We start from the raw sequence: 25,381 nt of genomic DNA on the forward strand, positions 1-25,381 counted from the left end.
TGGTGTTTATGTTCGGGCTTTTGGTTGCTAGCTCGCGGGAAAGTCGTGGTGTTTATGGTGTTGGGGGCATAAAGACGGAAGGTTGTTGACAAGCTGGTTCGCAGGTACTGGTTGACGTGGTATCTGTGAGAAAACGATCTACACGTGCCCGCCGGTGTCCTATCTGCTCCGATCCGATGATCACATCAGGGAAGACAGCTGCTGGTTCCCAACGCTGGAAATGCACCTCGTCTCGTGCCAGTAGCACAGCCCCACGCACTGATCAGGCCGTGTTAGCAACCTTTACAGTCTTCCTGTCTTACCTCCTTGGCAAGCTCTCCCAGACCGAGATCTCCGGCAACACCGGACGCGGACTTCGACGCCAGTGGGCCTGGTGCTGGACCATTCCCACACCACCAATCCAGATCACTGGCGAGGTCTATGATCAGGTGTTCATTGACGGGATCTACCTGCCCTACAACGGGTGCCTCCTCATCGCACACAATGGTCACCATGTCCTCGCCCGCCAGTGGTGCCACCGGGAAAATGCCTCCGCCTATACGGCTCTCCTAGCCAAGATCCCGGGCCCGGATCTTGTCACCACCGACGGGCACGGCGGAGCCGCCAAAGCACTCAAAGCCTCATGGCCCAACCTGGCTGTCCAGCGCTGCCTCATCCACGTTCACCGCAACAACCTCCGTGACCTGACCAGTACACCGAACACGGCCGCTGGGAAAGCTCTCTTCGCATTGTCACAGCGTTTGTTGAAGGTCTCCACCAAAGACGAAGCAGCCACCTGGGTGAAACTCCTGATCGAGATCAACACCGAATACGGTGCCTACCTCACAGAACGTACCTGGGCGAAAGACGTTCCTGCCCACCAACGCCGCGAAGGCCGGACCTGGTGGTACACCCACGAACGCGACCGCAAGGTCTACCGCCGTCTAGCATCCTTACACGCCAAGAGCCACCTGTTCGCATTTCTCGATTTCGATCCAGCACGGGAGCGGACCACGCACCCGATCGAATCTTTCAACCGCCGCATCCGTCTATCCCTTGACTACCACCGTGGCATGACCGAGTCCCACATGATCGCCATGATCGCCATGATCGCCATGATCGCCATGATCGACTGGCTCTGCTACACCCACAGTGAGTTTCCACAGCCAGCACAACACATCCTCACCCACTGGAGGCACGCCGGAGAACCCACCCGAGGACTCATCCCAGCCAAGAAAACACCACCACCAGACAAACCCGATGGACCCGAACGCTACGGCACCGCGCTAACCGCCGAAGAAGGACTCTGGACACGAAAAGGATGGGCCGGCCGACCAAAATAACACCCACAACACGCCCGGCCATTACACACATTTGGGGGTCTGGACAGTTTTCCGTATCTTTTCGGGAGGCTTGTATGAGGGTTGTGTATTCAGCTGAGCAGAAGCGTGTGGCTGTGGCGACGTTCCGTAGGTTGGGTTCGTATGTCAAGACGATCCGGAAGTTGGGGTATCCGTCTCGGCATGTGCTCCATGATTGGGTGCATCAGTCTCGTCGAGGTCGCAAACCGGTCGTGAAGAGGCAGCCTGCCCGCCACTATCCATGGACTGTTAAGTTGAGCGCCGTGGAGCGGATGAATGCTGGCCAATCAGTTAAAGACATTGCTGGGGATCTCGGCATTGTTAACCATATGCTGTTGTATAAGTGGATGCGGCTATGGAACCAAGAAGGTGAGCGGGCCCTGATGACTAGACGTGAGAAACGCGAGGCTGATGGGTTAGCCACTCGAGCTCAACTAGAGAAGTCATTGCCGGATGATCCTGACGAGTTGCGTCGTTTGGCGGCCAGGCTTCTAGTGGAAAAGCATGTGTTGGAACACGAGCTTGATCTGGTAAAAAAAGACGGGGGCGTCATCCCGGGACAACTGTCGAACCTGAACAAGACACGCATCATTGACCGGTTGCGTGCTCGTCTTCCTTTCGTGATGCTGCTGGAGGCGTGCGCGATCTCGGCCAGTAGCTACCACTATTGTCGGGGTGTGCTTGAACGTCCCGACAAGTATGGCGAGCTCGCTGGCAGGATTGAGAAGATTGCTGGCGATTCGGGCTTTACGTATGGTTCTGCACGGGTCTGGCTCAAACTCAAGCGTCTTGGGGTGACTGTTTCTGAGAAGGTTGTTCGTCGTTTGATGAAAGAACATCAGATCCCGGTTTATTACGCTCACCGCAAGCGTCGCTATTCCAGTTATGAGGGAGAGACAAGCCCGGCCCCAGATGATCACGTCAAGAGGAATTTTCATGCTGATGAGCCTGACAGACTATGGCTCACTGATGTCAGTGAGTTTGCTGCTTCGGACGCCAAGGTCTATCTCAGCCCGATGATTGATTGCTGTGATGGGAAAGTGGTGGCGTGGCAGACGAGTCGACGACCGGACAAGGTGATGACGCAGTCGATGCTGGAAGCTGCGATCGCGAGTTTGCCTACCGAGCGCCACGACGCTTTACGTGATGATAAGGAAGCTATCCCACTGATTATTCATAGCGATCGTGGTGGACATTACCGGAGCGCTGAATGGATCGAGACCACGAAGGCTGCTGGGATCACCCGCTCGATGGGAAAGAAGGGATGTAGTCCCGATAACGCGGCCTGTGAAGGATTCTTCGGACGTATGAAAACGGAAATGTTCTACGGTCACACCTGGACCAGTGCCGCACAGCTCGAGACGGCAATCAATGATTACCTTATCTTCTATAACACAGAGCGCTTGAAAACATCCCTTGGAGGCACCATCCAAGAAAACCGTGACAAAATGGAGAAACCAGAACCATCCAGAAAACAGTCCTGACCCCCTTTAGGCCTATAACCCCATTTAGGCCTATAACCCGCGAATGTCGCCACTATTGTCGCCACTATCGCTAACGTTTTCGTGTCACCCCTCAAAACTGTCCATAGGCCTCTGACCTGCGGAAACACAGTTTTCGGGCAACAAAAAACCCCGCCGAAGCGGGGTCTGCGGAAGGTGTTTGGTGCGGTGCACCTTCGACCTTTCCTTGCTCTTATCCCTCAAGAGCAAGCTCTTGGGGATATTCGCTGCGGAAGGTAAGGGATTCGAACCCTTGGTACGGGGTTACCGTACAACGGTTTTCAAGACCGTCACATTCGGCCGCTCTGTCAACCTTCCTTTGCCGCTAAGCGGCAACGTCACTATCTTAGAGGAAATTGGGCTGAGGAGCGAAGTCGGATCAAGCGTGTGCTTCATCCCGTTTGGGGGATGAAGCGCCAACTAGTTGGCATCAGCTTCCGCAGGGTTCTCGGCATCAGAGCGCAGAACCACATCGCGCAGCACCAGAGATACAAGTAGCGGAACAATCAAAATTGCGGCCATGCCAGGCAAAACTATCCCAGAGTCGTTCAACAGGAAGGCCAAAGCCATGCACACTGCCACGGAGATGAGCCCGGCGCGAAGCGCCGGCATGCGCTGAGTTAGCGGTGCGGTAGGTTCGCCTGGCCGCGGCCCAAGCCAACCCCATGTCCCGACCACCAGCATCCGAACACGGTTCCACCAAGTGGGGCGCCACTTCTTATCGATAGCTGCGCCAGCGGCATCAACTGCGGGCACACTGCGTAACGCTTGGAGAAGGGCAAGTATCAATAGCAACAGCGCGGCCAGAACGACCCAGCGATGGGTTGAACCCACTAATAGCCGCAAATTGGTCTCAATCTTGCGGATCAGCACGTCCCACAGGTCGCCATCCACGATGGACTGAACGAACCGCCCAAGGTGAGTGCGTGCTTGCGCGGGCCGCATCCAGTCCGCCACCGCGATAGCAGCTGCTCCAACTACGGTCACTGCGCCAATTCCGAGAAGCCGAGGTACAGAGATTCTTACTTTGGCGATCAGGAAGATGAGGACCAGAAGCGCGGGTAAGTAGGAAAGCGCGCCGCCAAAATCCGCTCCTAAACTAGGCATGGCATCGATGGCCGCAACGCAAAGCCCCAGAATCCCAACAACAGCAACTGCGCAGTACTTCTTGAGTGCAGTCTGCCCGCCATGATCGCGAATCCACATCCCCAAGAATGCCAACGCCATGAGTGAACCGGCTCCAATGACGGCGTATGCCTCGTTCCCAACTCCATAGAAACGAGCGGCGGTGAGCAAATTGAAGCCGATCGGTGAATCCGCCATGAATCGAGAACCCGTGGCAGTGTCGATGATGAGCGCAGTAGATGTTAGTGCCGAAATAAGCACAAGGGGTGCGGCTGGATGAATCCTTCGGATGTTCAATCCGATCACCGCGACTCCACCGGCCAGCAGCCAAGCCCCACCAATGAGTGCCACTCGCGGTGAGCCTGTATCCCACCACCTGAGCATGTTCACCACCAAACTGGTCAGCGGCAACGATGCAATAGTCATGCCAAACCATGACCACCCCTTGGCCAGCCAAAGGTGGCTTTGGAGTCTCAGCCAGACGGGCTGGACAAGTAGCACCAACGAGATGAGGAAGAACCCGATTGAACTCCACGTCATGAACTGGAAGAACTGGCCGCGAAGTGCTCTCATGTGGCCAGAATGCTCAGCTTGATCAGCGAGGCTGGTTAGCCGTTCCGTGAAACAGACGGAGTTGGGTTCGCACACCGAAGCACCTGTTCCCTCCACATCTGCGCTCCGAAGCACGCTGCCTTGCATGGTCGCGGGTGGGTCCACGCCGAGCCATGAGAGCAGGGTGGGCGCCAAGTCAGGAACCTGAATGACCCCCTCCTGCCTGACCGAGTCCGAAACGGCTAGTCCCGTGGAGATACCTGGCCGAGCCGAGTTGGAGGAGTTGGAATCGGAACCGATATCGCCCACCACCGCTAGCTGCATGGCCGAAGATGTTCCCACCGTCGTCAGAGATGCGACTACCACCCGTGTGCCACTGTGGAGCTGTTCTAGGATGGCCTCGATCCGTGCCGCATTGACGTAAGGCACGGTCATGCTTTTCAGAGATTGCTCGACTGGATCCGAGGAATAGGTATCTTTGTCCGCATCAACGACCGTCAGCTGGGAGCGCGTCGCTGATTCGGAGACGAGTGCGGCCAACGCGTCGTCGTCGGATGGTGCTGAAATGTATGTGTCCGGAACACTGCCATCGGAGTTGACCATGACGTATCCCGCGCCAGTTCCGATCGCTTGCGTAGTGACTCCGGATTCTCCGAGCACTCCAGCCAAGGTTCCGAGCGTAGCGCTCGTTGAAGCGTTGGAGATCGCCTCCTGATACACAGACCAGTTGCGTAGCCGTGTGTCTGCTGCCGCGGCAGGTTCCGGGCAATGAGCTACTGTGGCTTCACTTCCAGATTCCGGCACGATTGGATCGGTGGTAGCGGCGAGCGCCACCGACTGAGAGGAGATCTGGCGACCCGCCGAGATCGTCAACCACGAGTCAACCGGGCAGCTGCCGCCACGCGTGGCGAGTGGTACCAAATTGGCCATGGTTCCATCGGCTGCAAGCCGTGCAAGGTTTGGAGTCCCTTCGGCACTGAATCGCGTCCACTCAAGCCCGCTCGTCATAATGACGACGACGGAGTCCGCACCCGCGTCTGATTGTTCTTGCGCATGTGCGGTGGGAGTGAAGGAAGTGCTTAGGAGTGCTGCCCACGTCACCAAGAGAGCGGCGCAGATACTCAGGAGCCGCGAGAATCCGCTCATCGATGTGGCACCTCCTTTGGTTGTCCCAAGTATAGAGGTGTGGTTAAGGAGCTACGCAGTGAAAGACTCATGCCTACAGGAAGAACTCCAAGACATCTGCAAGGCCGTCATCCTGCACATTGGCTGTGGTGGCATCCGCTGCCGCTTGTACGTTGGCAGCAGATCCTCCCATCGCTATACCCAGTTTGGCCCATTTGAGCATCTCGATGTCGTTTCCGCCATCGCCCACCGCTAGGGTCGCAGTGCGATCGATACCGTATGCGGCACGAATATGGTCGAGTGCGGAGGCCTTTGACACACCATTTGGTGATACGTCCAGCCATGCCGACCACCCGACGGCGTATTCAACACCGTTAAGTCCGAGAGATTCGACCACGCGCAGCAGCTCTTCTGAGGACATCTCGGGAGCGCGAACCGTCAAGCGGGTGGCCTCAGCTACTCCGAGCTCAGAAGCGGGAAGTACCACATTAGGTCCGGTCAACTCACCAGGAGGAAACTCTTTTGTGACACGGCGAGGGCCATCTAGTTCCTCGACGGCCAAGAGCGCGTTTGGAATAGCGCGATGGAGAAGATCGATCTCCTTGCGTGGATCAAAGGTGTGGTAGTCCAGGATTCTGAAGGGCAGGCCAATGTTGACCGTACGCTCAGCTTCAGATCGCAGTTGGTAGGCGCGATCGCTCCACGGTTCTCCCGGTACCTCAATGCCGCCAAGCCCAAGCGTGATCGCACCATTTGAGCAAACTGCCAAGCCGCTGGCAATCTGCAACTGTTCGAGCGCAACCTGCGTGCCGTAGATGCCTCGGCCAGTGGCCAGCGTGATTCGAGTTCCGGCTTCCACATGAGCGGCAACGGCACGCCCAACCCGTTCGGACAACGACGTGTCGTAATGCAAGACCGTCCCGTCGATGTCGAGCGCAATGAAAAGATCGGGCCCGGCGGAAGGTAGGCCAGAGGAGGCTAGAGAATCAATGAGACTCGGCATGGCCACCTTTCTTGGGCGCCCAATGGGTGCCCGGGAGTTGCAGAAGTGCATGCACCGAAGTTTGGTGCCTTCTTACACGTGTGAACTGGTGTGGAAGTGGGCGCCTTCTGTTGCGAGAACAGGAGGCGCCCACTCCGCATCAAGGGAGATCAGGCGATTGGATCGAAGTGATCGCGGCCGCCAAGGTACGGGCGCAAGGCCTCTGGAATGTAGAGGGAACCGTCAGCTTGCTGATGGTTCTCCAGAAGTGCAACAAGCCAGCGCGTTGTGGCCAGCGTGCCGTTCAGGGTTGCCACGTTGCGGTTCTCGCCCTCAAAGCGCTCGCGGATGTTAAGCCGACGAGCTTGATACGTGGTGCAGTTAGAGGTTGAGGTAACTTCCATGTAGCGGTTCTGAGTGGGTAGCCACGCCTCGCAATCAAACTTTTGCGCTGCCGAACTGCCCAGATCGCCGGCAGCTGTATTGATAACGCGGTAGGGGAGTTCAACCTTGTGGAGCATCTCCTCTTCCCACGCGAGCAACCGTTGGTGTTCCTCTACCGAATCTTCAGGCCTGCAGTAGGAGAACATTTCCACCTTGTTGAACTGGTGAACGCGAATGATGCCACGGGTGTCCTTGCCGTAGGAACCGGCTTCGCGGCGGTAGCACGAGGACCAGCCAGCATAACGGCGTGGACCTTCGGAAAGATCGATGATCTCATCTTTGTGGTAGCCGGCAAGAGCGACCTCAGACGTGCCCACGAGGTACTGGTCATCTGCTGGGAGGTAGTAGATCTCATCAGAATGTGCACCGAGGAAACCTGTGCCTGCCATGATGTCTGGATTCACGAGGGTGGGCGTGACCATCAGTGTAAAGCCATTTGCTTCGGCCTGATCTGCGGCCATTGTGAGGAGCGCAAGCTCAAGGCGAGCACCCACTCCCTTGAGGTAGTAGAACCGGGAGCCGGAGACCTTGGTGCCGCGACCCATATCGAGTGCACCGAGTGCTTCAGCTACGTCCAAATGGTCTTTGGGTTCAAGGCCTTCGCTGGCCCAGTCACGAGCTTCGCCAACGTGGCGCAGGACAACGTAGTCATCTTCACCTCCGGCAGGAACTCCATCAATAATGATGTTCTGGATAGCGCGATTCGCCTCATCATAAGCGGCTTCGGCCTCTGAAGCTTTGGCCTCAAGTTCCTTGACCTGTTCGGACAACTCCTTGGCTTTGGCTAGGATCGAAGGGCGTTCCTCAGCAGACGCCTTACCGATTGACCGAGAGATCTCCTTCTGAGAGGCACGTGCGGACTCAAATGTTTGAAGTGCTGAGCGGCGTGCGTCGTCGGCGACCAGCAAGGTATCAACGGTCGAGACGTCATTGCCACGGCGGCGCTGGGATTCGCGCACTGCTTCAGGATTCTCGCGGACAAAGCGGATATCAATCATGCACTCCAGTTTACGTGGAGAGTGCACTCTACGGGCAAACCGATTGCATGGTGCACATGACTTTGTGTGCTCGGCCAACATTTGGTCGCCTCCGGGTGCCCATCCTAGGTTCGGTCACGGCGATCTCAGCGAGCGTGCGCAGCACGCCCTTGTTCCGCCTGCACTAGGAATATGTCTAACTGGCACCCTAGGCTATGTGCATGGAGTGGACATCGTGGGTCGCCGTCATCGCACTGATTCTGGCAGCGGGAGCAGTGATTCTTCTGTTTCTCCTGCGAAAAGACTTAGAATCCCTGCGATTCCAAGTCGCAACGTTGCATACGGAACCCGCTGAGTCTGAGGAGAACGGCTCGCGTGAACCGGGTCCCGTAGTGGTGATCTACAATCCCTCGAAGTCTGCGGACTTTGATGAGATCAAAAGTATTCTCAATGAAACAGCGGCTGATGCCGGGCTTGCGCAACCCGTATGGATTCCCACCACTGCTGAGGATTCGGGATATGGGCAAACCAAGCAGGCAATTGGTCACAACCCTTCAGTAGTGATTGCTGCGGGAGGTGACGGTACTGTTCGCCTTGTATCCGGTGCATTGGCTGGTACAGGCATCCCTATGGGTCTTATGCCACTCGGCACGGGAAACCTGCTTGCGCGTAACCTCGACCTTCCTATGGATTCGATTCGCAACCTCGCGTCCATCGCCGTGACCGGCCGTTCGCGCCGTATTGATATTGGGTGGATGAGTGCTCCCCAAGCCAGTGTTGAAGCTCGCAACGAACTGGCAGATCTCGATGGTCACGCGACACTTTTTGAAGGTGAAGTGCCGTTTGTAGTGATTGCAGGAATGGGATTCGATGCCCAAGTCATGGACGATGCTGACGATAACCTCAAGCGTGTCATGGGATGGTCCGCCTATATAGTCTCAGGCATACGCCATCTCCACGGGGACCGGGTCAATGCCACCATCTCAACGGGAGACGGCGCGAACTCGGTGGAAGTCGAAGCTCGGTCCATCATGTTCGCCAACTGCGGCACATTGACGGCCGGAATTGTGCTTGCCCCGGACGCTCGGATTGATGATGGTTGGCTGGACATCGCGGTCCTTGACACCAAGGGAGGCATAGTGGGCTGGACAGACCTCGTCCGGCGTCTGGGGCTTCAACGATTCGGAGTGCAGGATAAGGTGTTTCCAGAAACGGCGAAGATCGATTTCCGGCGCACCCGTCAGGCGCAGGTTTCGGCTCGGGAACTCGAACTTATTCAGGCCGACGGCGACGCGCTAGGTTACGCCCGGGATGTTCGGGCACGCATCGACAAGGGCGCCTTGGTGGTTCGAGTCCCGTAGGGAAGCACCTTCTGGCTTCTCCCAGTGCTCCACTGGCACGCGGATGGTTGTAGAGTCCCGCAGGGAGTCATCCCTCACTAATCAGGCTGTTGACCCATTTGCGTCCAGAAATGAAATCCGCATCAGATGTGCCGGGAAGCGGCCGAATCTTCTTTTCGTTGGCCGCTGGGTAGGACCCGAGGAATGTGACCGCGGGGCATACGCGATGCAATCCAACTAGCACTGCTTGCATGCGTTCATCGAGCAAGTGGCCTTCGGCGTCGATCGAAAATGCGTAGCGTCCTAGGGAGTCTCCGAGGGGGCGGGATTCGATTCGGGACAAGTTGACGCCGCGAACAGAGAACTGTTCGAGCATGTCAAGCAGTGCGCCGGCTTCGTCGGAAGCCAACTGGACCATGAGTGTGGTCTTGTCTGCGCCGGTACGTTCAGGTTGCGGTCCAGGGAGAGAACACATGATGAAACGCGTAATGGCGTTTGGGTTATCAGCTACTTCGTCAGACAGAATGTTCAAGCCATATTCAATTGCTGTTGGAACAGGGCACAAGGCTGCGTCAAGTCCGGGATCGGCTTTGTCTGAGGCGAGGATTTGAGCTCCGGCTGCTGTTGACGTAGCAGGAACATGCACCGCATCAGTCAGGTTGGCTGCAATCCAACCGCGGCACTGTGCCCACGCGTGGGGATGCGTGCCGATGCGCCGCACATCCTCTATTTTCACGCCTGGGCGGGCAGCAAGTGCGAAGCGGATCGGGACGAGCATCTCTGCTTTGATCTCTAGCCTGCCACCGTGGGTAAGCGAGTCCAGCGTTGCATTTACGCCACCTTCCACTGAGTTCTCAATGGGGACAACCGCGTAGTCCACCTCACCCTTGCGCAGCATGCGAAGTGCGCTTGGAACGTCCACCGCAGGAATGAGGTTGGCATTGGCATCCGCGACCTGTAGTGCAGCGGCGTTGCAGAAGGTTCCCCTTGGCCCGAGAAAGGAAAATCGTAGGCGACCTTCGGTAGTTTCGCTCATGACAATCCTCCTTTCACGTTGCGCCCCAGTGGCTGCAATGGCTCTACCATACCCGGATGCACGAGTACTGATAGGAGTGCGCCCGCCACATGACATTCAGCCGCCAAACACTTGATGCGGATCCGTGCGCGGTACGCTGATGGCATGGTTCACGGCACGAGTCGACGAGGCGTATTCCGCTTCCTTGTTGCCTGCGCAATATCGTGCCTCATCTTCATTAGCGTGCTGGCCGTTCCTGCGCGGGCAGCCACGGCCGTCCAAACAACGGAAGTCCAGAGTAAGGCGAGCCCACTGGTCGTCGTCGGCTTCTCCGGATTGGTGTGGGAGAACGTAACGGAGCAAACCACTCCAAACCTCTGGAAGTTCGCTGAAGGCGCTGGTGTGGCAAACGTGGTGGTGCGAACCGTCGGTGAGACTACGTGCCCGGCTGCGGGATGGCTGACCATAGCGGCAGGGCAACGAGCGTTGGACACAGCCGATGGTTGCCGAACTCTTGCGAGCGTAGCTGGGGGAGGCGCGGCTGATTGGACAGAGCTCTCCGAGGCCAATCTGGCCAGTTCTTACGGTGCGCAGATCGGCCTGCTCGCGGATTCGTTGGAACAGAAGAACGCGGTGGCAATCGGTGCTGGGGCGGCATTGGCGCTGACCGATTCGAGTGGCGACGTCAGTGCCATGGCTGCCGAAATCCCGGACTTACCGGGATCGGAGAAAGGTACCGCCGCAGGCGCCGCGGATCCAGGCGTGACTGCCGCCGCGGATGCATACGCGCAGCTCGCTTCGGGGGCTGACGTGATCGTTGTTGACCTCGGATCGGTTCGCTATCCAGACGCGCAACTGACTTCAAGTCCAGCGGCAACAGCCGATCCGGGAGTACGTGAGAAGCTTCAATCGGCTTTCCGGTCAATCCCAGATACGCCCACCGAAGTTGACGATCAGGTGGCCGCACTCGATGCCCGTTTTGGTGCTCTGCTGGAGCAGATCACAACGAGCACGCCAGGCGCCTCAGTGATTGCCACGAGTGTGGGAGATTCTCAGAACCAGACGGCTGAACTCGGATACTTCGCCATGACATCACTAGGCGGTTCCGAAGAAGCTGAATCGGTCCTAGCTACATCCGATGCCACTCGGCAACCTGGTTTGGTGCAGCTGACCGACGTCTTTCCGACCATCATGGCCGCACTCGACTCGGATTCGGCGGCTCTCGAGGACTCAGTAGGATCTCACATCTACCAGACGTCCATCTCAGGATCGCGGCTCCCAGAACGCCTGGCAGATGACCAAGTGCGCTCCGACCTAGTCAGAGCCAACGTGGGGGTCTTCTACATCGGACTGATTGTCTTCTTTGTGCTAACAGTAGGGATGGGTATTGCGCGCATGCAGCGGGGTGGCGATCAGCGCCGCGACGCCACTCTGATCCAGCTCGCCACCTGGGTGGCGAGCATCCCAGTAGCCTCCCTTCTCATTAACCTCCTGCCATGGTGGCGTTCTGATTCACCGCGCGTGGCACTTTTTGGCGGAATCACGGCGATTGCAACGTTCATCGCCGCGATTGCACTCTTTCCCAAGTGGAAGGATAAGGTTCACGCTCCTCTGGCAGTAGTGGGTTCGATCAGCGCACTGACGCTGTTATGTGATGTTGTGCTGGATAGCAGACTTGCGGCATACCCATTACAACTTGCTTCGCTCTTGGGAACTCAGCCGCAGGTGGGAGGCAGGTTTTATGGACTGAGTAACGCCACCTTTGCCGTCATGGCAGCGGGCCTTCTTCTTGCCACCGCATACGCGGCCGAACTCCTGAGGGCGCGTTGGGGTAAGAACGTAGCCGCGGCGGTGGTAGTGGCTATTGCAGTGGTGGCGGTGATCATTGACGGAAGTGCCGGGCTCGGAGCTGATTTTGGTGGACCGCCCGCCCTCATTGTGGGGTTCGCGTTCCTGACCGTGTTAGCAATCAGTGCGACTCTTTCATGGCTGCGCGTGGTTGTGGTCCTCGGGGCCGCAGTGCTCGTGTCGTTTGGTTTCGCTGTGGCGGACTACCTTCGCCCGCCCGATCAGCGATCACATCTGGGCCGCTTCATCCAGACACTTCTTAACGGTGGTGGCATGGAGGTCATCACGCGAAAACTGAGCCAGTCCTTCTTTGGACTACCGTGGACTGCCGTAGCAATCTTCTTGGCAGTGCTGGTTGCCGTGGTGGTGCTGTTGCGGAATCTGCATGCGCGGGGCGCCTTTCGCACGCATCTTTCACCTAGGCTGTTGAGCCGCTCGTGGCGTGATGTGCCCGTGCTGAAGTCCAGCGTTGTTTCGCTGTGTGCCGCGCTCGCCGTGGGGTTTCTCATCAACGATTCTGGTGTGGTGGTTCCGTTCATCGGGTTCTGCGTTGCGGTACCGCTATGGTTGGTTACGATCCTTCGGCACGACGACGAACTGGACCAAGAAACCGTCTAGACCTCACGTTACGTAGACCTACAGTTGGGTCAGAGCTTGGAATCAGAGTGCGAGGTGTACCGAAGGGCAGTGCCGCAGATTAACGCTTGAAAGCAAAGAATGGCTGAAAATCAACGCCGCGTTCGGCAGTGCGCAGGCGCCGCGGCACGTGAACCCGGCGGATGCGCCGGCTTGAAACCGCCAGCCAGACGTCCTTGTACTGCTGGGCGCGATGCATATAACCGGCGATGTTGTTGGTCGTAGCGCGATGGCGAAGGTCGCAAGGCACCTCCTGAACGGAGAACCCGTGAACGAGCAAATCGATTGTCATGCCCACTTCAACGCCCCAGCCAACTGCCAGCGGCCGGATAGATTCGAAGGCTTCGCGGGTAAGGCAGCGTTGCCCTGAGAGTGGTTGGCGCGGCGACCAGCCTGTTGCGCGTTCGATCGCGCGGCGGCCCAGACCTGTGACGAATCCGTGGCCGCCTGCCCCCGGCTGTGCGGGGAGTGCCGCGATTGTGCAGTCGGATTCACCCGCGTGAACAGGTGCAACCAGCGGAGCTGTCTCAACTGCGGTATCGCCTAGATCGGCATCAATGAAGAGGAGAAGACGTGCGGGGCGCCCAGCCACATCGCGCATGGCAACCACGGAGGCTCCAGTTTCCATAGCTGACGCTTTTCCACGATTTACTGAGTGCCTGATGACCGTTGCGCCCGCATGGCGAGCGGCATTCTGAGTATCGTCTTCTGAACCATCGTCTACTACAACAACAAGATCTACGTGGGGAATCGCTCGGGCGGCGCGAATGGTCGCACCAATGTGATCTTCCTCGTCTTTTGCGGGAATAACGACGGCCACCCGCTGGTCATTTTCGGTCACGGGTCTAGCCTATAACCATTTTGGTGAGTTTCTTGACTGAGCAACGAAATTGCCATGAAGATTTCATATTCGTTCCGTATTGCGGCCAGAACGTGAGATTTGGGTGGGAATCTGGTGTGTGCGACCTCGACGTAAGTGAGGGGAGGGAGGTTCGCACCCCCATTCCCCTCACTTACACATGAGATCTCCGTGATGCAGAATCAGCGCAGAGTTACCTGGCGGGAGACGATTCCCGCGCGAGCACGCTTCTCATCTGATGAAAGCGGCTCATGTGACGCGATCGCGGCATCGAACTGTGCGGCGAATTCTGCCAAGGGTTCTGCAAGCTCATCGGCTTCGCTGCCCGCTTGGAGTTCCCACACGGGTATGAGCAGGCCTTGAGCTCGAAATGCGCCCACGAATCGGGACTCGTCGAATGAACCTTCGCCAGCAACGCGTAACCGCGCCAAGCCATCCAAAACAGCGTCTCGGGGTTCGGGGCGCACCCAACGGAGAAACTCACGAGACATGCGGCACCAGTAAGCGCCCGGCTGGCCGGGAACCTGTGCAGTGGGGATCAGCTGTTCCCGAGCAGTGGCAAGGGCTTCCTTGTTCTCAGGCTTCGCGAGTTCCGTTTCGCTCATCCAGAACGTAGGTTCGGTAAAGAGCTCGATCTCACCGAAGCTATCGGGGTCCAGAACCTCTTGCAGGCGAGGTCCAGGTTCAGGGAGCTCGGAGACCTGCAGTACTTGGCCAGGCTCAAGCTCGATGGACCGCAGAACGTTTGTGGCGATGTCCAACGACGGGTCGCCTGAGCTCGTGAGACTCTGGATCGCAACCAACAGGACGTCGTCGTCGCGGCGCAAACCAGCTGACATCTGGGGAAGAATCGTAACGAGGTTGAGCTCAACTCCGCCGAACTCCTCAGTGGTCTTTACTGACAAGGTGGCCAGCGGAAGGATTTCGCGCATGGCAACAAGATCGGATTCGCGTGGTAAGCCCTCAAAGGGGCGTTCCACGAACGGGATGTTGGGGCGCTTGGCTTTGGCCGGGCGGTCGGTCGCGCCGCGGCGATTCTTCTTCGACATCAGTGCCTTTCTTGTGAATCAACCACTCAAGACTACGTGGTCTGAGCCAACATCGTGATGTCTAGGTGCCTAGGAACTATTGCCAGTACTCCGCCGCTGCAACCTGTTCGTATTGCCCAGTTTGCGGTGGGTATTCGGCGCTGAAGAGCCATGCCATCATGGCGACGCGCCACAGCACACCGGGTGTAGCCATGTGGCGCAGGTATCCGTGCGAACCCCAGCACAAACCCTTGTTAAGGCCCGCGCGCCAGCGTATACCGGTCAGGTACCCAAATCTAGCCGAGCGCGGTGTCATGTCCACATGAACCCCTCGAGAATCGATGGCATGTTCAAACAAGCTGCACGCAAGCACACCCGCATCACCCACGATTCCAGGCCCGCCACGTCTGGTGATCCAGAAGTCAAGGTCACCGCGGTGTTTATCGGACTGCTCGCTGCGCAGTTTGTGGCTTCGATGTCCAATACGATCATCTCGAACGCGATGCCTGTGATCGTGGCGCAGATTGGTGCCAACGCGGTTCAATACACGTGGGTTATCACAGTTGGCATTCTCGCCAACACAATTCTGACGCCCATTGCAGGCAAGCTCGCTGATCTCTACGACAAGAAGAAGCTCTTCATCTTCTCGCTCGCGCTCTTCGGAACCGCAAGTCTTCTTTCTGGAGCTTCCCAGACTCCTACCCAGTTGATCGCGTCCCGCGTTCTGCAGGGTGCTGGCATGGGGATGATGATCACGCTGACAGTTGTGATCATGGCAACCATCGTTTCACCGCGCGAACGCGGCAAGTTCAACGGTTACATGAGTGCATCGATGGCTGTTTCAACCGTGGCAGGCCCGCTAATCGGGGGTCTCATTGTTGATTCCTTCCTCGGATGGCGCTGGTGCTTCTGGATTGCTGTTCCGTTCGTTATCGCGACCATCATCGTGGTCATGCGACTCCTGAAGATTCCAGTTGGTCAGGAGAGGAGCACCAAGGTCCATATCGATTTCCTCGGTATCGCTCTTATCGGCGCTGTGGTCACCAGTGCTCTGGTGTGGATCTCCTCAGAAGGGCGCGATTTCACCACCGGTGATCCAGTCTCGATGGCACTCATCGGTGTGTTTGTGATTTCGCTTGTGCTGTTCGTCGTCGTCGAATCAAAGGTGAGCGAACCACTCATTCCACTCCACCTGTTCCGCAACCGTACGGTCGTGCTATCGCTGGTTAACTACGTGGGACAAGGTGCCGTTATGTTCTCAACGGCCGTGTTCTTTGGGCAGTACTTTCAGTATGGACGCAGCTACTCACCGAGCCAGTCGGGTCTCCTCACTCTGCCGATGACTCTGGCGATGATGCTCGCCGCGACTGTTATCGGACGCCGGACCACAGCAACCGGGTGGTGGAAGAGGTATGTGGTTGGTGGAATGGTCTCTATGGTTGTAGGGGCTCTGCTCTTTCTTCCCGTGAATGAGACATCAAGCCTCATCTACGTCTCTGCGGCCATGGTCATCTTGGGTGCGGGAATGGGTGCCTCTGGAACCCTGATGGTTGCCGTACAGAACATCGTGCCTTTGGAGATCATGGGCGCCACCAGCTCCACGGTCCTCTTCTTCCGGACTCTCTCCGGGGCGCTTGCGATTCAGGTTTTCGGACGCGTGATGCAGTCCAGCGTACAGAGCGAAGTTGTGGGCCAACTTGGTGCGATGCCCACCTCCCAATCGGGCACTGGATCTCTTGACTTCAGTGCTCTCCCAGCCGCTGCGGAGCACATCGTTCGCACGGCTTATGGAAACGCTCTAGCTCCCGTCATGGCGGTAATGGCCGGTATCTTGGTCATCTCGCTGATCGCCACGACATTCATCAAGGGAACCTCGCTCCGGACAACCATTGATCTTTCGGCGGTCGAAGAGGCTTTGGCCCAAGATTCGGAGCCCCTACCGCAGAAGCAGCGGGTTGAAAGCTGTGCGGACGGCGATGCGGAGGGTGGATCCAATCTGGCGCTTGCATCCGATCGAGAGCCGTCCATATCCGAGCCGTACCCACTCAGTGCAGGTCGGCCAACCGAGTGAGCTTCAGCTGTTCGGCTGCCCAGGAGATGGAATCGTGCGTGTACTGGTCTCTTGCCGCCTTGCGCGATAGAGCGAGATCGTGCCGACCTCCGGGAACTTCAAGGAATGTGGCTTCGGGGGAGAGCAACAATCCCGCGCGCTTCATGTCCTCAACGTTGAGCACACAATCTGTGCTGGCCAGATCTTCGGCACTCGGTTTGGAGTTGTTGCCAGATCTGCCTGAATGGGCAATGAGCAGAGGTGCCTGGATCCTGACACTGCCTCGGCCAATGCGAGCTTGCGCGCGGCGAACGGTACGCCAGAACCCGGCATACACAGGAGCAGGGTAGAGAACCTTCTGCGCGACATTGAAATCGAATTCGCCGCCGAAGTTTGTGTGGAGTGAGCGCGCATAGGCGGGATCCAACGTTGAGATCTTGAGGCGGGGCAATGCCAAGCCCACCCTATCGACGATGTGCGTTAAGGTGCCTTTCTGCCAATCGGGCCCGTTGTGGTCTAGCCACGGAGAGTTCAGGATAACAACATCCACCGTTTCAGGATGATCTGCTGCCCACAAAGCTGCTTGTAAGCCGCCCGTCGAATGCCCAATAAGCACGATTCTGCGGGCACCGAGATCGCGAAGGTACTCAAGCGCCAAGCCAATCTCTTCTTCTCGAACGTATATGTCCCGAATATCGTCGCGTGAGGCTTCCGAGCGCAGTGCCCGGCCAGAACGCCGGAACTCCAAACCGACCAACGGAACGCCGTAATCGCGCCAGGCAGCAGCTTGTTCGGTGTGAAAGAAAGTATCTTGGAAACCTGGCAGGTAGAGTGCCGCCACACCAGACTTCGCTATGAGATCACGCGCATCGGACTCATGGACCAGCACGGAGACGTCCGGTCGGCCCGCAGGTGCCCCGCCGTCGTCGTCCGTCAAGCTGATCGTGCGGGCCTGCCACGTAGCTCCGAGGTAGTCAGGCGTTGGATTCGAGATCTGCAATGTGGTGCCTCCATCGCGTCGTTGCGCGGATATTTCACCAATGGTAAGTCTGCAAGCGGCCCGTGCGTCCAGTGCTTCGTGGGCGGCGATGCTGCCACGGAGTTCGGCTACCTTACAGCTGCTGGTTCAAGGTAAGCCTTTGGTCTGTACTTGCCGCTCTTGGGTAGGGACTTCTACTGGTAGTTGATGAGGTCCACCTGTGGCCCATAGCGTATGAGGTCTAGGGATACCGGTGGCCTACAGAGTTGGACGGGCGGGTAACCGTTGTGGTTCCCGCCCGCACAAGTATCTTCCGTTGTGATCCTGAAGATCTGCTGCAACCTCGCTTGATAGCTGCTTGGTTTGCCCTTACGGATTAGTCGACGACGCCGTAGAGCCGGTCGCCAGCATCGCCCAACCCTGGAACGATGTAACCGCGTTCGTTAAGGTGATCGTCAACTGCAGCTACGAAGATGTTGACTTCAGCCCTATCTCCCACGGCGTCCTGAATGTTCTTCAAGCCTTCGGGGGCGGCAAGGATGCAGATGCATGTGACATCACGGGCGCCGCGTTCCAGCAGGTAGTTGATGGATGCAATGAGGGTATGGCCGGTGGCTAGCATCGGGTCAAGAACATAGGTCTGGCGTCCGGACAAGTTGTCTGGGAGCCGGTTGGCGTAGGTGACGGCCTCGAGCGTGGTTTCATCGCGCTTCATGCCGAGGAATCCGATTTCCGCAGACGGAAGGAGCTTTGACATTCCTTCAAGCATGCCTAGGCCGGCGCGCAGGATCGGTACCACGATCGGGCGGGGCTCAGTGAGTTTGGTCCCTGTCATAGGTGCCACTGGGGTCACGATCTCCACGGGTTCGGTCTGAACCTCGCGAGTGGCCTCGTAAGAGATAAGGGTGACGAGCTCATCAACGAGCTGGCGGAAGACTGCGGAGGGAGTGTTTTCGTCCCGGAGCATGGTCAGCTTCGCGTCGACGAGGGGATGTTCAATGACCTGAGTGCGCATGTGCCAAATCTACCAGTGTGATTGCAAGTTTCTGCGGCTGAAGCCCCACATAGTGACGGCTCTCAACAACTCACGTTGGTGACGGGCTGGTAAACCTACGCGTAGCACGTGAGGTCACCTTGCTAGAGTGCTCAGGCTGTTTGCGGGCACTGTGCGAAACTGGTGTGCATGTATGAGGTTGAGCAGCACTGGATTGGCGAAGCTCTCAGGCTGGCACGCCATGCCGAAGAATCTGGCGATGTACCCGTAGGTGCTGTCGTGGTGCGCTCAAAACCTCGCAATGCACGAAGCAAGCGCGTGGTTCCAGAAGTGTGCGGGACTCTTGGCGACCTTGGCGTTTCTGGGGAGTTCGGGGAGGTGGTGGGGCTGGGATGGAACACCCGTGAGGCACTCAACGACCCAACGGGCCACGCTGAGATTGCTGCCTTGCGTGCGGCGGCCCATAACCTCGAGAGCTGGAGACTTGAGGATTGTGATCTCTACGTGACGCTCGAACCGTGCACCATGTGTGCTGGCGCGATCGTGGGAGCACGGGTTAGACGCCTGGTGTTTGGGGCGTGGGACCCGAAGGCCGGTGCGGCTGGTTCGGTGCGCGACGTGGTGCGTGACCCCCGGCTTAACCATCAAGTCGAGGTGATTGGCGGGATTCGGGAGCAGGAGTGTGTAGAGCAGCTTCGGCACTTTTTTGGGCGAGGGGCAGATCACTCACCTGCCAATTAGCGTGAGGACGCCGTGTTATGTACGATGGTCGGCGGTAGCGTGTCCGAGCGGCCGAAGGTGCAGCACTCGAAATGCTGTGTGGTTAATAGCCACCGCGGGTTCAAATCCCGCCGCTACCGCCACTGGTTTTCCCCGGTACCACAACGAAAAGTGGTACCGGGGAAAGTTGTTTAGGGCGTGGCGCGGTACATATGCGGTACAACGAAACGGCATACGGATAAATCGAGCACGTGTGGAAAAAACGCGGGGAGAGATTTCGCTATGCCTCCGGGAGCGAAGTTGGGACCGGGGGAGGGAGGGACCCCGTACCCCCACCCCTGCTCCCCCCTAGGGGGTGCTGTGTTTCCTTGTTTGTACGGGTCTGGCAATGCTCATAGACACACCTCAAGATCGGGTCTGGTGCGCCCTGGCCGATAAGTGTGCACCTAGGGTGGTTACGGTTAAGTGCTGCTACAGCAACGATTAAGTATGGCCACAAGACTCTGTTAGCATGCGAAACCATAGAAAAAGCTACCGCCACGGCCGTTAAGCGTTGATATCACGCCATTTGGCCCAGTTCAGTCGGACAAAAACGAACCTTTCGGCGCTCGCTGAGACACTACTGCTATCCGGCGGTGGGAAGGGAAAGCCTGGAGGGAGTCATCCCCCACGGGGTACCACCGAGCGTGGCCCTATCACACCGCTGGTGAGGTGATCTTTCCCCGCGGAGGGTTCAAACATTTCTGCCTATCAGGTCTACGTGTGCAACTAGGTGCGGTACGTGGTGTCGATCCTAGAAATGCGAAGGCGCTCGCGAGCACCTAGCAGAGCGACCGCGAGCGCCACGGGCCGTGGGCTAGCTTCCCAGCTGGCCGTACTCCCTCACAATGGTGGATACTTTGTCCTTGCCGAGTCCGCCGATCCTTTCCGCAGTTTTGCGGTAGGAGCGAGTCTCCCTGTAGACGCGCAGCACGTTGTCTACCAACTCTGGAGGGTACCCGTTTGGTGGCTTCCGTAGGGTTGCGTCAGGTCGGCTTACGGAGTGTGCCGGGACGTCTCCAAATAATGGCAAGCATTCCTGGTTGTCGAACTGGGGAGTGTCGGCATTTCCCCCATTGTGCTCACCCTGCCGTGTGCGTGTAGGTTCGTTAGCACTTAGGGAATCAGACGCGGGTTTATCGTTGGTATCGCGCGGTTTGTCCAATATGCTCACTGACTGCTCACTTAGCACATTGTGAGCACTTTGGGGAAGTGGCGTCATATCAGGGGAAAGTCCTGTCTGTTCGTCCAATGTGCTAACGTCGGCCCGCGCACCGAGAGGGTGAGCACTTTGGGGGAGTGCCCACGTCATTTCGCCTTGAAACCTAGCCTTGCTCTTGACCAACTGAAGTGTGACAGCGGCCTTTCTTAAGGTTGACTTCCCATATGCTCCTGCCTTCCGTCCCTGTGCGTTAATCTCAGCAACGGTGGCAGACCCTTCACAATGTGAAAGATAGTCTGCTAGCCAGTCGGCGCAGTCTTGGCGTTCTTCGGCTTCCTCTTCGGTAGCGGGATTGGTTAACCGGAGCTGTTCCACATCCACCTTAGAGAGACCCACGTATTCCACTTTGGTGGACGTTACTTTGCAAGGACGATCTAAGCCACTGGCATCTTCTCCTAGCCCGTCTAGTTCTACAGTGTCGAATCTGAAGGCCAGAGACTGGGAGGGGAGCGGCCCACTGTTCTGCTTCACGCTAGAGAGCACCACTTGATTAAGTTCCTTGTCTTTGCCAACCATATGGACTGAGCGGGCGGCGTTCCACCACTGGCCCGAGCCACCTAGAGCATTCTCAATTCTTCCTGCCCCCTTGGTTAGATGCTTCACCCCTACAATCGCGCACCGGTACTTCTGTGCCAGAGCGTTGAGAGAATGCAAGAGTCCTTGCACGTCCTTCTCTTTGTCGTTGTCACCCTCCAGAGTGGCCACAATAGGATCTATCAGAACAAGCGCGGGGGAGTGTTTCTGGATCGCCTGTTCTAGCCATCCAATACACGAAGGAAACTTCCACGCCAATGGGTGTTCGCCCTGCTCCAACACAATCGGGGTTACGCGGGCGAGATCCGCACCGTTAGCGGTAAGCCGCGGGACTAGCACAGAGTCCATATCATCTTCCATCGCAATGACCAGAACATTACGAGGATCGCCGTAGCACTCGCCTTCCAGTTTCCCACGTGAAATAAGAGCCACTAGCCATGCACACAACGTGGACTTACCCGCACCACCTTCACCGCCAATAATGCTCACTGCGGACAGTGGAATCCGATCAGCCCACACGAACCGGTTAACACGCGGCGTACGGCCCACGAGAGACACCGCACGTACGTGCATGGCCTCTTCCTCTACAATGCTCCCCTTGGGCGGTTTAGGAGTAGTCACGCCGCCACCTGCTTCCTGGAGCTCGCAACCGCCACCCGTATCTCACTGGCAGATAGCCCTGTGGAAAGCGCGGCTTGCTCTAGCCCTGCCCAATCGGTTGTGAGACCACGCTGCTCACGTTCAACCATTCGGCACGCCACCCAGAAAAGGAGAGTGTTACGTTCCCCCACCTTCGCGTTAACCATCGTGCGTACGAGCCCATCTAGAGCCCTGCCACAGTGGTAGCCCGTCGAACCTGCCACGGGCATCGGGCGGGGTGCCGGGGGTGCCAGAGCGTCCGCAAGCGCAGCGGGCAGTTCGGCCAGCTCCATCGGGCCCTCACACCATTCATAGAGCACACCTGTGGCCGGGTGCGGCGAAGGCGGGGCAATCACATACCCCCTACCCCCAACCCGCACATCTACATGCGGAACAAGCTTGCCGCCCCTATCCCTCACACCACACTGGCTAAGGCCGGTAATCCTGTGCGTGAAATAGTAGTGATAGCCACCCCCAGCCCTTCCCGTGACAGCCGTCAACGTTGCCGGGAGCGGCCCACCATTAACTACCTGTAGGCTCGCGAGCGCTCGCGGTTCGTCGAGATCTAGCACAACCACACTGGGAGGTAACGCTAGGCCTATGAGAGCTTGTGGCCAGCGGTGCCACCATTCGGCTACCTGTGTGAGGCTTGTGGTGGCATTCTTGAATCCTCCAGCTATCCGGGGACTCTTCGGGCGGGTGCCGGTCTCCCAGCATGGGAGAACACTCCACCCGTTGGCGGCGTAGTCAAGTGCGGCATCACCTAGGAAAGAGATGTTCGGGCGGCACGGGTGAGTATCGGCTAGAATAGACGTATCGGATGTGGCGGCCTCGTCGGGGGCCGCTTCTTTTTCTGTATTCACTTTGCCTACCGCCTTACGCTACGGCGGGTGGCAGTGCGGCCTGGAGAGCTGCAACCGGGATACGAATCACACGGCCTACCTTGTAGGCTTCAAGTTCTTTGCGGTAGATCATCCGGCGCACGGTGTCCTTGGATACGCCAAGGTATTGTGCGGTTTCTGGGATGGAGAGATAGCCCTGTTCAATGTTCGCGTGCATGAAATTCCTTCTGGAATTGGGGTGCTGTAGATACAGTTCACCCGTGTTTTCATGCTGTCACTCAAAGAGCGGCCGTGGCTTCTTCTATCGGCGTGCCACGGTGCCATGTGCCTATGCTAGCGCACATGGGCACAAAGGTGTAGCTCTACCATTCCTTCATGAGTTCAATGATTCTGAGAAGGGTGCTTATCGAGATTCTCTTTTGCCCTTGTTCTGCCAGCTTGTCCAGCGCGGGAGACAGTTCATAGTGAGGAATATCGGGTATTGAGATACCGCACGGGCACGCCATTCTCCACACGGGTGCCTGGCCGTAGCGATCGAGGATGTCCACAATATCGTGAAATCGTCCCCCCTCTGCCGCTGGAATATTGAGCAACTCCCCTTCTTCCGTAAGTGCTCCTACGAATGGTGAGAAACGGTTCTCACGACCGTCTTTATCTGACGAGTTGTACAACACTTCAGCCTTGAAATCGTCAGGGTATATGGTGACACTATCCTCAAGGAAAGGTCTGCCGTCAGGGTCGTACGCGTACAGGTCATAGACGTTTGGCTCAGTCCCGCCGTCCATATCTATAACACGTTCTTCATACCCTTGCTCTGTAAGCTGGCGCACCCGGCGATCAATTCGTTCTTGCACGGCGGCATCCACTATGCCGTTAAATTGGGAAGCGTTATCTTCCCCAGTTTCTTCCATGTGTTTAGCGCTATACGTTCGGGTGGAGAAATGAGCGATGTTCACCCATTCAAAGGCTTTAGGTGTGTGTCTCCCGAGATAGTAGTAACTGAACTCTCGTTCCTGAGGGGCCACGTCGTTATACTCACTAATGAAAGATACCTTCGTCACTTCACGTCCTACGCGTTGGAAGTCAGCTAGGTTATGTTTCCGTTTCCCGCTCCTATGCCACTGCCGTTGAGCGTCACAGAAGATCTTGATGTTCCAAGCCCATGTGTTCCAAGTCTCCTGCATACGGCTATGCTCTCCCCTGCTCTAGACTTGAACCTAGCAAGAGTTCGCCTGACCATTTGGTTAGATCTCCTGCTTGAGGTGTCACAGTCAACGAATGAGTCCAGTTAGGGTCATTCCTCACGCTTGCTTCCTCTTCTGATCGAGCGAGATAACGCTAGCGGGGCGAATGCGCTCGCGGTCTAGGCCGTCCACTACCCGGGTGAGTTCTTCATCTGACGTGTGCGTATAACGGTCTGTCATGCTTGTTGTGGTGTGTCCGAGAAGGTCACGTACCGCGGTCGCTGAAGCACCATTCTCACGGGCTAAACTAGCCGCTGTGTGGCGCAGATCATGTGGCGAGACATGCCCTACACCGGCGCGTTCCCCCGCACGTGAAAGATTCTTCTGGAAGGTCCTCTCAGGGATTATCTCTCTCGAATCTTTCACCGTGTGGAATAGTAAGCCGGTAGTCCCAGCCTTATCCGCGAGCGCGGTAATGTCATCGGTCAACGATGGCGGGCACGGGATACTGCGAATGCTTTTCGGTGTTTTCGGTGTGCCGGTTACCCGGTTCTTCCCCTGACCAGAGACGGCCATATGAATATCAATCCATACCCTTCCGGCATCGTCGGTGCGCACATCCCCACCATGTAAGAAACGGAGTTCCCCAGAGCGTTCTCCTGTCAGTCCGGCCAACATGATAGGGACCCTCATATATTCGGGGACTTGGGCGGCGACCGCTTCAAGTTCGGGAAGTGAGAGTGCGTGTGGCTCACGCTTACGCCGCGCTACCTGTGGCGCACGTGCCGGTTCCACCGTGGCAAGCATGTTCCTTTTGCACGGGTTAGCTGCTAGGAGGTCATCGTCCACTGAGGTGGCCAGAATTGTCTTGAATAGCTCATAAGCCTTCTTGCGTGCCCCTGGAGAGCCTGGAGCAAGGACGGCCAGCCATGCGCGCACATCCGGCGTCGTGATCGCTCTCAGTGGTGTATTGGCCCATTGTGGGAGCAAGTGGACACGTAGTAGACCTTCGTAGGTCTGCCGTGTCCTTGGTGTGAGGCGGCGTGACGGTAGCCATGTGGCGGCGTAGGTACCGAATGTGCGTGCTGCACGGAGGGCTTCCATGGTGGCCTCTACGCGCTCGGCTTCGAGTTCTTCGGGTGCCTTCCATGTTCCCTTGGCGATATCTGTTTGGGTCCCCGCTAGCCATGCCTGTGCTTCTGTCCTAGTGCGAAACGTTGTAGGCGCAGATATGCGGTTAGGTGAACCATCGTCATTGAACGGTGTCAGTGGGTGTGTGTATCGGGCACGAAATCGCCCTGAGCGTTGCTTGTCGATTGCCCCAAATGCTAGACGTCCCATAGGTTTTCCCTCCCCAAACCGCGGTACATATGCGGTACAACGCTGCCATAAATGAGCGTATCAG

General features: G+C 57.4%; 19 protein-coding genes and 2 tRNA genes. 7 read left to right on the plus strand and 14 right to left on the minus strand.

Annotation, left to right across the window (positions count from 1 at the left end):
* Positions 1 to 125 precede the first annotated feature (125 nt).
* Together H2O17_RS00580 and H2O17_RS00585 are read left to right on the plus strand one after the other, a co-directional pair.
* The gene (locus tag H2O17_RS00580) at positions 126 to 1,322 is read left to right on the plus strand and encodes an IS1249 family transposase (RefSeq protein ID WP_281363054.1); all 1,197 of its coding nucleotides are present in this window, start codon (positions 126 to 128) and stop codon (positions 1,320 to 1,322) included.
* Positions 1,323 to 1,552: 230 nt separating this feature from the next.
* The gene (locus H2O17_RS00585) at positions 1,553 to 2,824 is read left to right on the plus strand and encodes an IS3 family transposase (protein ID WP_220456730.1); all 1,272 of its coding nucleotides are present in this window, start codon (positions 1,553 to 1,555) and stop codon (positions 2,822 to 2,824) included.
* 248 nt (positions 2,825 to 3,072) lie between these two features.
* Here H2O17_RS00585 and H2O17_RS00590 read toward each other — a convergent pair.
* The 4 genes from H2O17_RS00590 to serS form a co-directional block, all read right to left on the minus strand.
* Positions 3,073 to 3,160, minus strand: a tRNA-Ser gene (locus H2O17_RS00590).
* A 102-nt stretch (positions 3,161 to 3,262) separates the two neighbouring features.
* Positions 3,263 to 5,665: a hypothetical protein gene (locus H2O17_RS00595; protein WP_182049875.1), complete on the minus strand. Its 2,403-nt coding sequence runs from the start codon at positions 5,663 to 5,665 to the stop codon at positions 3,263 to 3,265.
* A gap of 73 nt (positions 5,666 to 5,738) precedes the next feature.
* Complete coding sequence (locus H2O17_RS00600) at positions 5,739 to 6,647, minus strand: HAD family hydrolase (RefSeq protein WP_182049876.1); 909 nt, start codon at positions 6,645 to 6,647, stop codon at positions 5,739 to 5,741.
* 149 nt (positions 6,648 to 6,796) lie between these two features.
* On the minus strand, positions 6,797 to 8,068 hold the full coding sequence (serS, locus tag H2O17_RS00605; RefSeq protein ID WP_182049877.1) for a serine--tRNA ligase: 1,272 nt from the start codon (positions 8,066 to 8,068) through the stop codon (positions 6,797 to 6,799).
* Between the two features lie 200 nt (positions 8,069 to 8,268).
* Here serS and H2O17_RS00610 point away from each other — a divergent pair, with 200 nt between their 5' ends.
* Positions 8,269 to 9,408, plus strand: a complete 1,140-nt coding sequence (locus tag H2O17_RS00610; RefSeq protein WP_182049878.1) for a diacylglycerol/lipid kinase family protein — start codon at positions 8,269 to 8,271, stop codon at positions 9,406 to 9,408.
* Between the two features lie 67 nt (positions 9,409 to 9,475).
* Here H2O17_RS00610 and pheA read toward each other — a convergent pair whose 3' ends face one another.
* The gene (gene pheA / locus H2O17_RS00615; protein ID WP_182049879.1) at positions 9,476 to 10,423 is read right to left on the minus strand and encodes a prephenate dehydratase; all 948 of its coding nucleotides are present in this window, start codon (positions 10,421 to 10,423) and stop codon (positions 9,476 to 9,478) included.
* A gap of 144 nt (positions 10,424 to 10,567) precedes the next feature.
* Here pheA and H2O17_RS00620 point away from each other — a divergent pair, with 144 nt between their 5' ends.
* Positions 10,568 to 12,868 (plus strand): hypothetical protein, encoded by a 2,301-nt coding sequence (locus H2O17_RS00620; RefSeq protein WP_182049880.1) that lies wholly within the window; start codon positions 10,568 to 10,570, stop codon positions 12,866 to 12,868.
* 79 nt (positions 12,869 to 12,947) lie between these two features.
* Here H2O17_RS00620 and H2O17_RS00625 read toward each other — a convergent pair whose 3' ends face one another.
* The gene (locus H2O17_RS00625) at positions 12,948 to 13,727 is read right to left on the minus strand and encodes a glycosyltransferase (protein ID WP_220456786.1); all 780 of its coding nucleotides are present in this window, start codon (positions 13,725 to 13,727) and stop codon (positions 12,948 to 12,950) included.
* A 200-nt stretch (positions 13,728 to 13,927) separates the two neighbouring features.
* Positions 13,928 to 14,794, minus strand: coding sequence for a DUF5926 family protein (locus tag H2O17_RS00630; RefSeq protein ID WP_182049881.1), 867 nt, complete (start codon positions 14,792 to 14,794; stop codon positions 13,928 to 13,930).
* 325 nt (positions 14,795 to 15,119) lie between these two features.
* Between H2O17_RS00630 and H2O17_RS00635 the strand changes: the two genes are divergently transcribed.
* Entirely contained in the window at positions 15,120 to 16,844 is a 1,725-nt protein-coding gene (locus tag H2O17_RS00635) for an MFS transporter (RefSeq protein ID WP_182049882.1), read from the plus strand.
* On the opposite strand, the gene H2O17_RS00640 is transcribed toward H2O17_RS00635, so the two are convergent.
* The gene (locus H2O17_RS00640) at positions 16,819 to 17,823 is read right to left on the minus strand and encodes an alpha/beta hydrolase (RefSeq protein ID WP_246311270.1); all 1,005 of its coding nucleotides are present in this window, start codon (positions 17,821 to 17,823) and stop codon (positions 16,819 to 16,821) included. The genes H2O17_RS00635 and H2O17_RS00640 overlap by 26 nt on opposite strands.
* Positions 17,824 to 18,178: 355 nt before the next feature.
* Positions 18,179 to 18,817 (minus strand): uracil phosphoribosyltransferase, encoded by a 639-nt coding sequence (gene upp, locus H2O17_RS00645; RefSeq protein WP_182049883.1) that lies wholly within the window; start codon positions 18,815 to 18,817, stop codon positions 18,179 to 18,181.
* Positions 18,818 to 18,985: 168 nt separating this feature from the next.
* On the opposite strand from upp, the gene H2O17_RS00650 reads away from it, so the two are divergent.
* Both H2O17_RS00650 and H2O17_RS00655 read left to right on the plus strand, forming a co-directional pair.
* Complete coding sequence (locus H2O17_RS00650; RefSeq protein WP_182049884.1) at positions 18,986 to 19,537, plus strand: nucleoside deaminase; 552 nt, start codon at positions 18,986 to 18,988, stop codon at positions 19,535 to 19,537.
* A 33-nt stretch (positions 19,538 to 19,570) separates the two neighbouring features.
* Positions 19,571 to 19,659 (plus strand) — tRNA-Ser (locus H2O17_RS00655).
* Between the two features lie 713 nt (positions 19,660 to 20,372).
* Here the strand turns inward: H2O17_RS00655 and H2O17_RS00660 are convergent.
* The 5 genes from H2O17_RS00660 to H2O17_RS00680 form a co-directional block, all read right to left on the minus strand.
* Positions 20,373 to 21,932, minus strand: coding sequence for an AAA family ATPase (locus H2O17_RS00660; protein WP_182049885.1), 1,560 nt, complete (start codon positions 21,930 to 21,932; stop codon positions 20,373 to 20,375).
* Positions 21,929 to 22,813: a bifunctional DNA primase/polymerase gene (locus H2O17_RS00665; RefSeq protein ID WP_182049886.1), complete on the minus strand. Its 885-nt coding sequence runs from the start codon at positions 22,811 to 22,813 to the stop codon at positions 21,929 to 21,931. The genes H2O17_RS00660 and H2O17_RS00665 overlap by 4 nt, the downstream gene beginning before the upstream one ends.
* 13 nt (positions 22,814 to 22,826) lie before the next feature.
* The gene (locus H2O17_RS00670; protein WP_220456787.1) at positions 22,827 to 23,009 is read right to left on the minus strand and encodes a helix-turn-helix domain-containing protein; all 183 of its coding nucleotides are present in this window, start codon (positions 23,007 to 23,009) and stop codon (positions 22,827 to 22,829) included.
* A gap of 145 nt (positions 23,010 to 23,154) precedes the next feature.
* Positions 23,155 to 23,853 (minus strand): hypothetical protein, encoded by a 699-nt coding sequence (locus H2O17_RS00675; RefSeq protein ID WP_182049887.1) that lies wholly within the window; start codon positions 23,851 to 23,853, stop codon positions 23,155 to 23,157.
* A gap of 240 nt (positions 23,854 to 24,093) precedes the next feature.
* On the minus strand, positions 24,094 to 25,317 hold the full coding sequence (locus H2O17_RS00680; RefSeq protein WP_182049888.1) for a tyrosine-type recombinase/integrase: 1,224 nt from the start codon (positions 25,315 to 25,317) through the stop codon (positions 24,094 to 24,096).
* Positions 25,318 to 25,381 lie beyond the last annotated feature (64 nt).

The organism is Changpingibacter yushuensis (genome assembly GCF_014041995.1).
GTDB classification, from domain to species: Bacteria; Actinomycetota; Actinomycetes; order Actinomycetales; family Actinomycetaceae; genus Changpingibacter; species Changpingibacter yushuensis.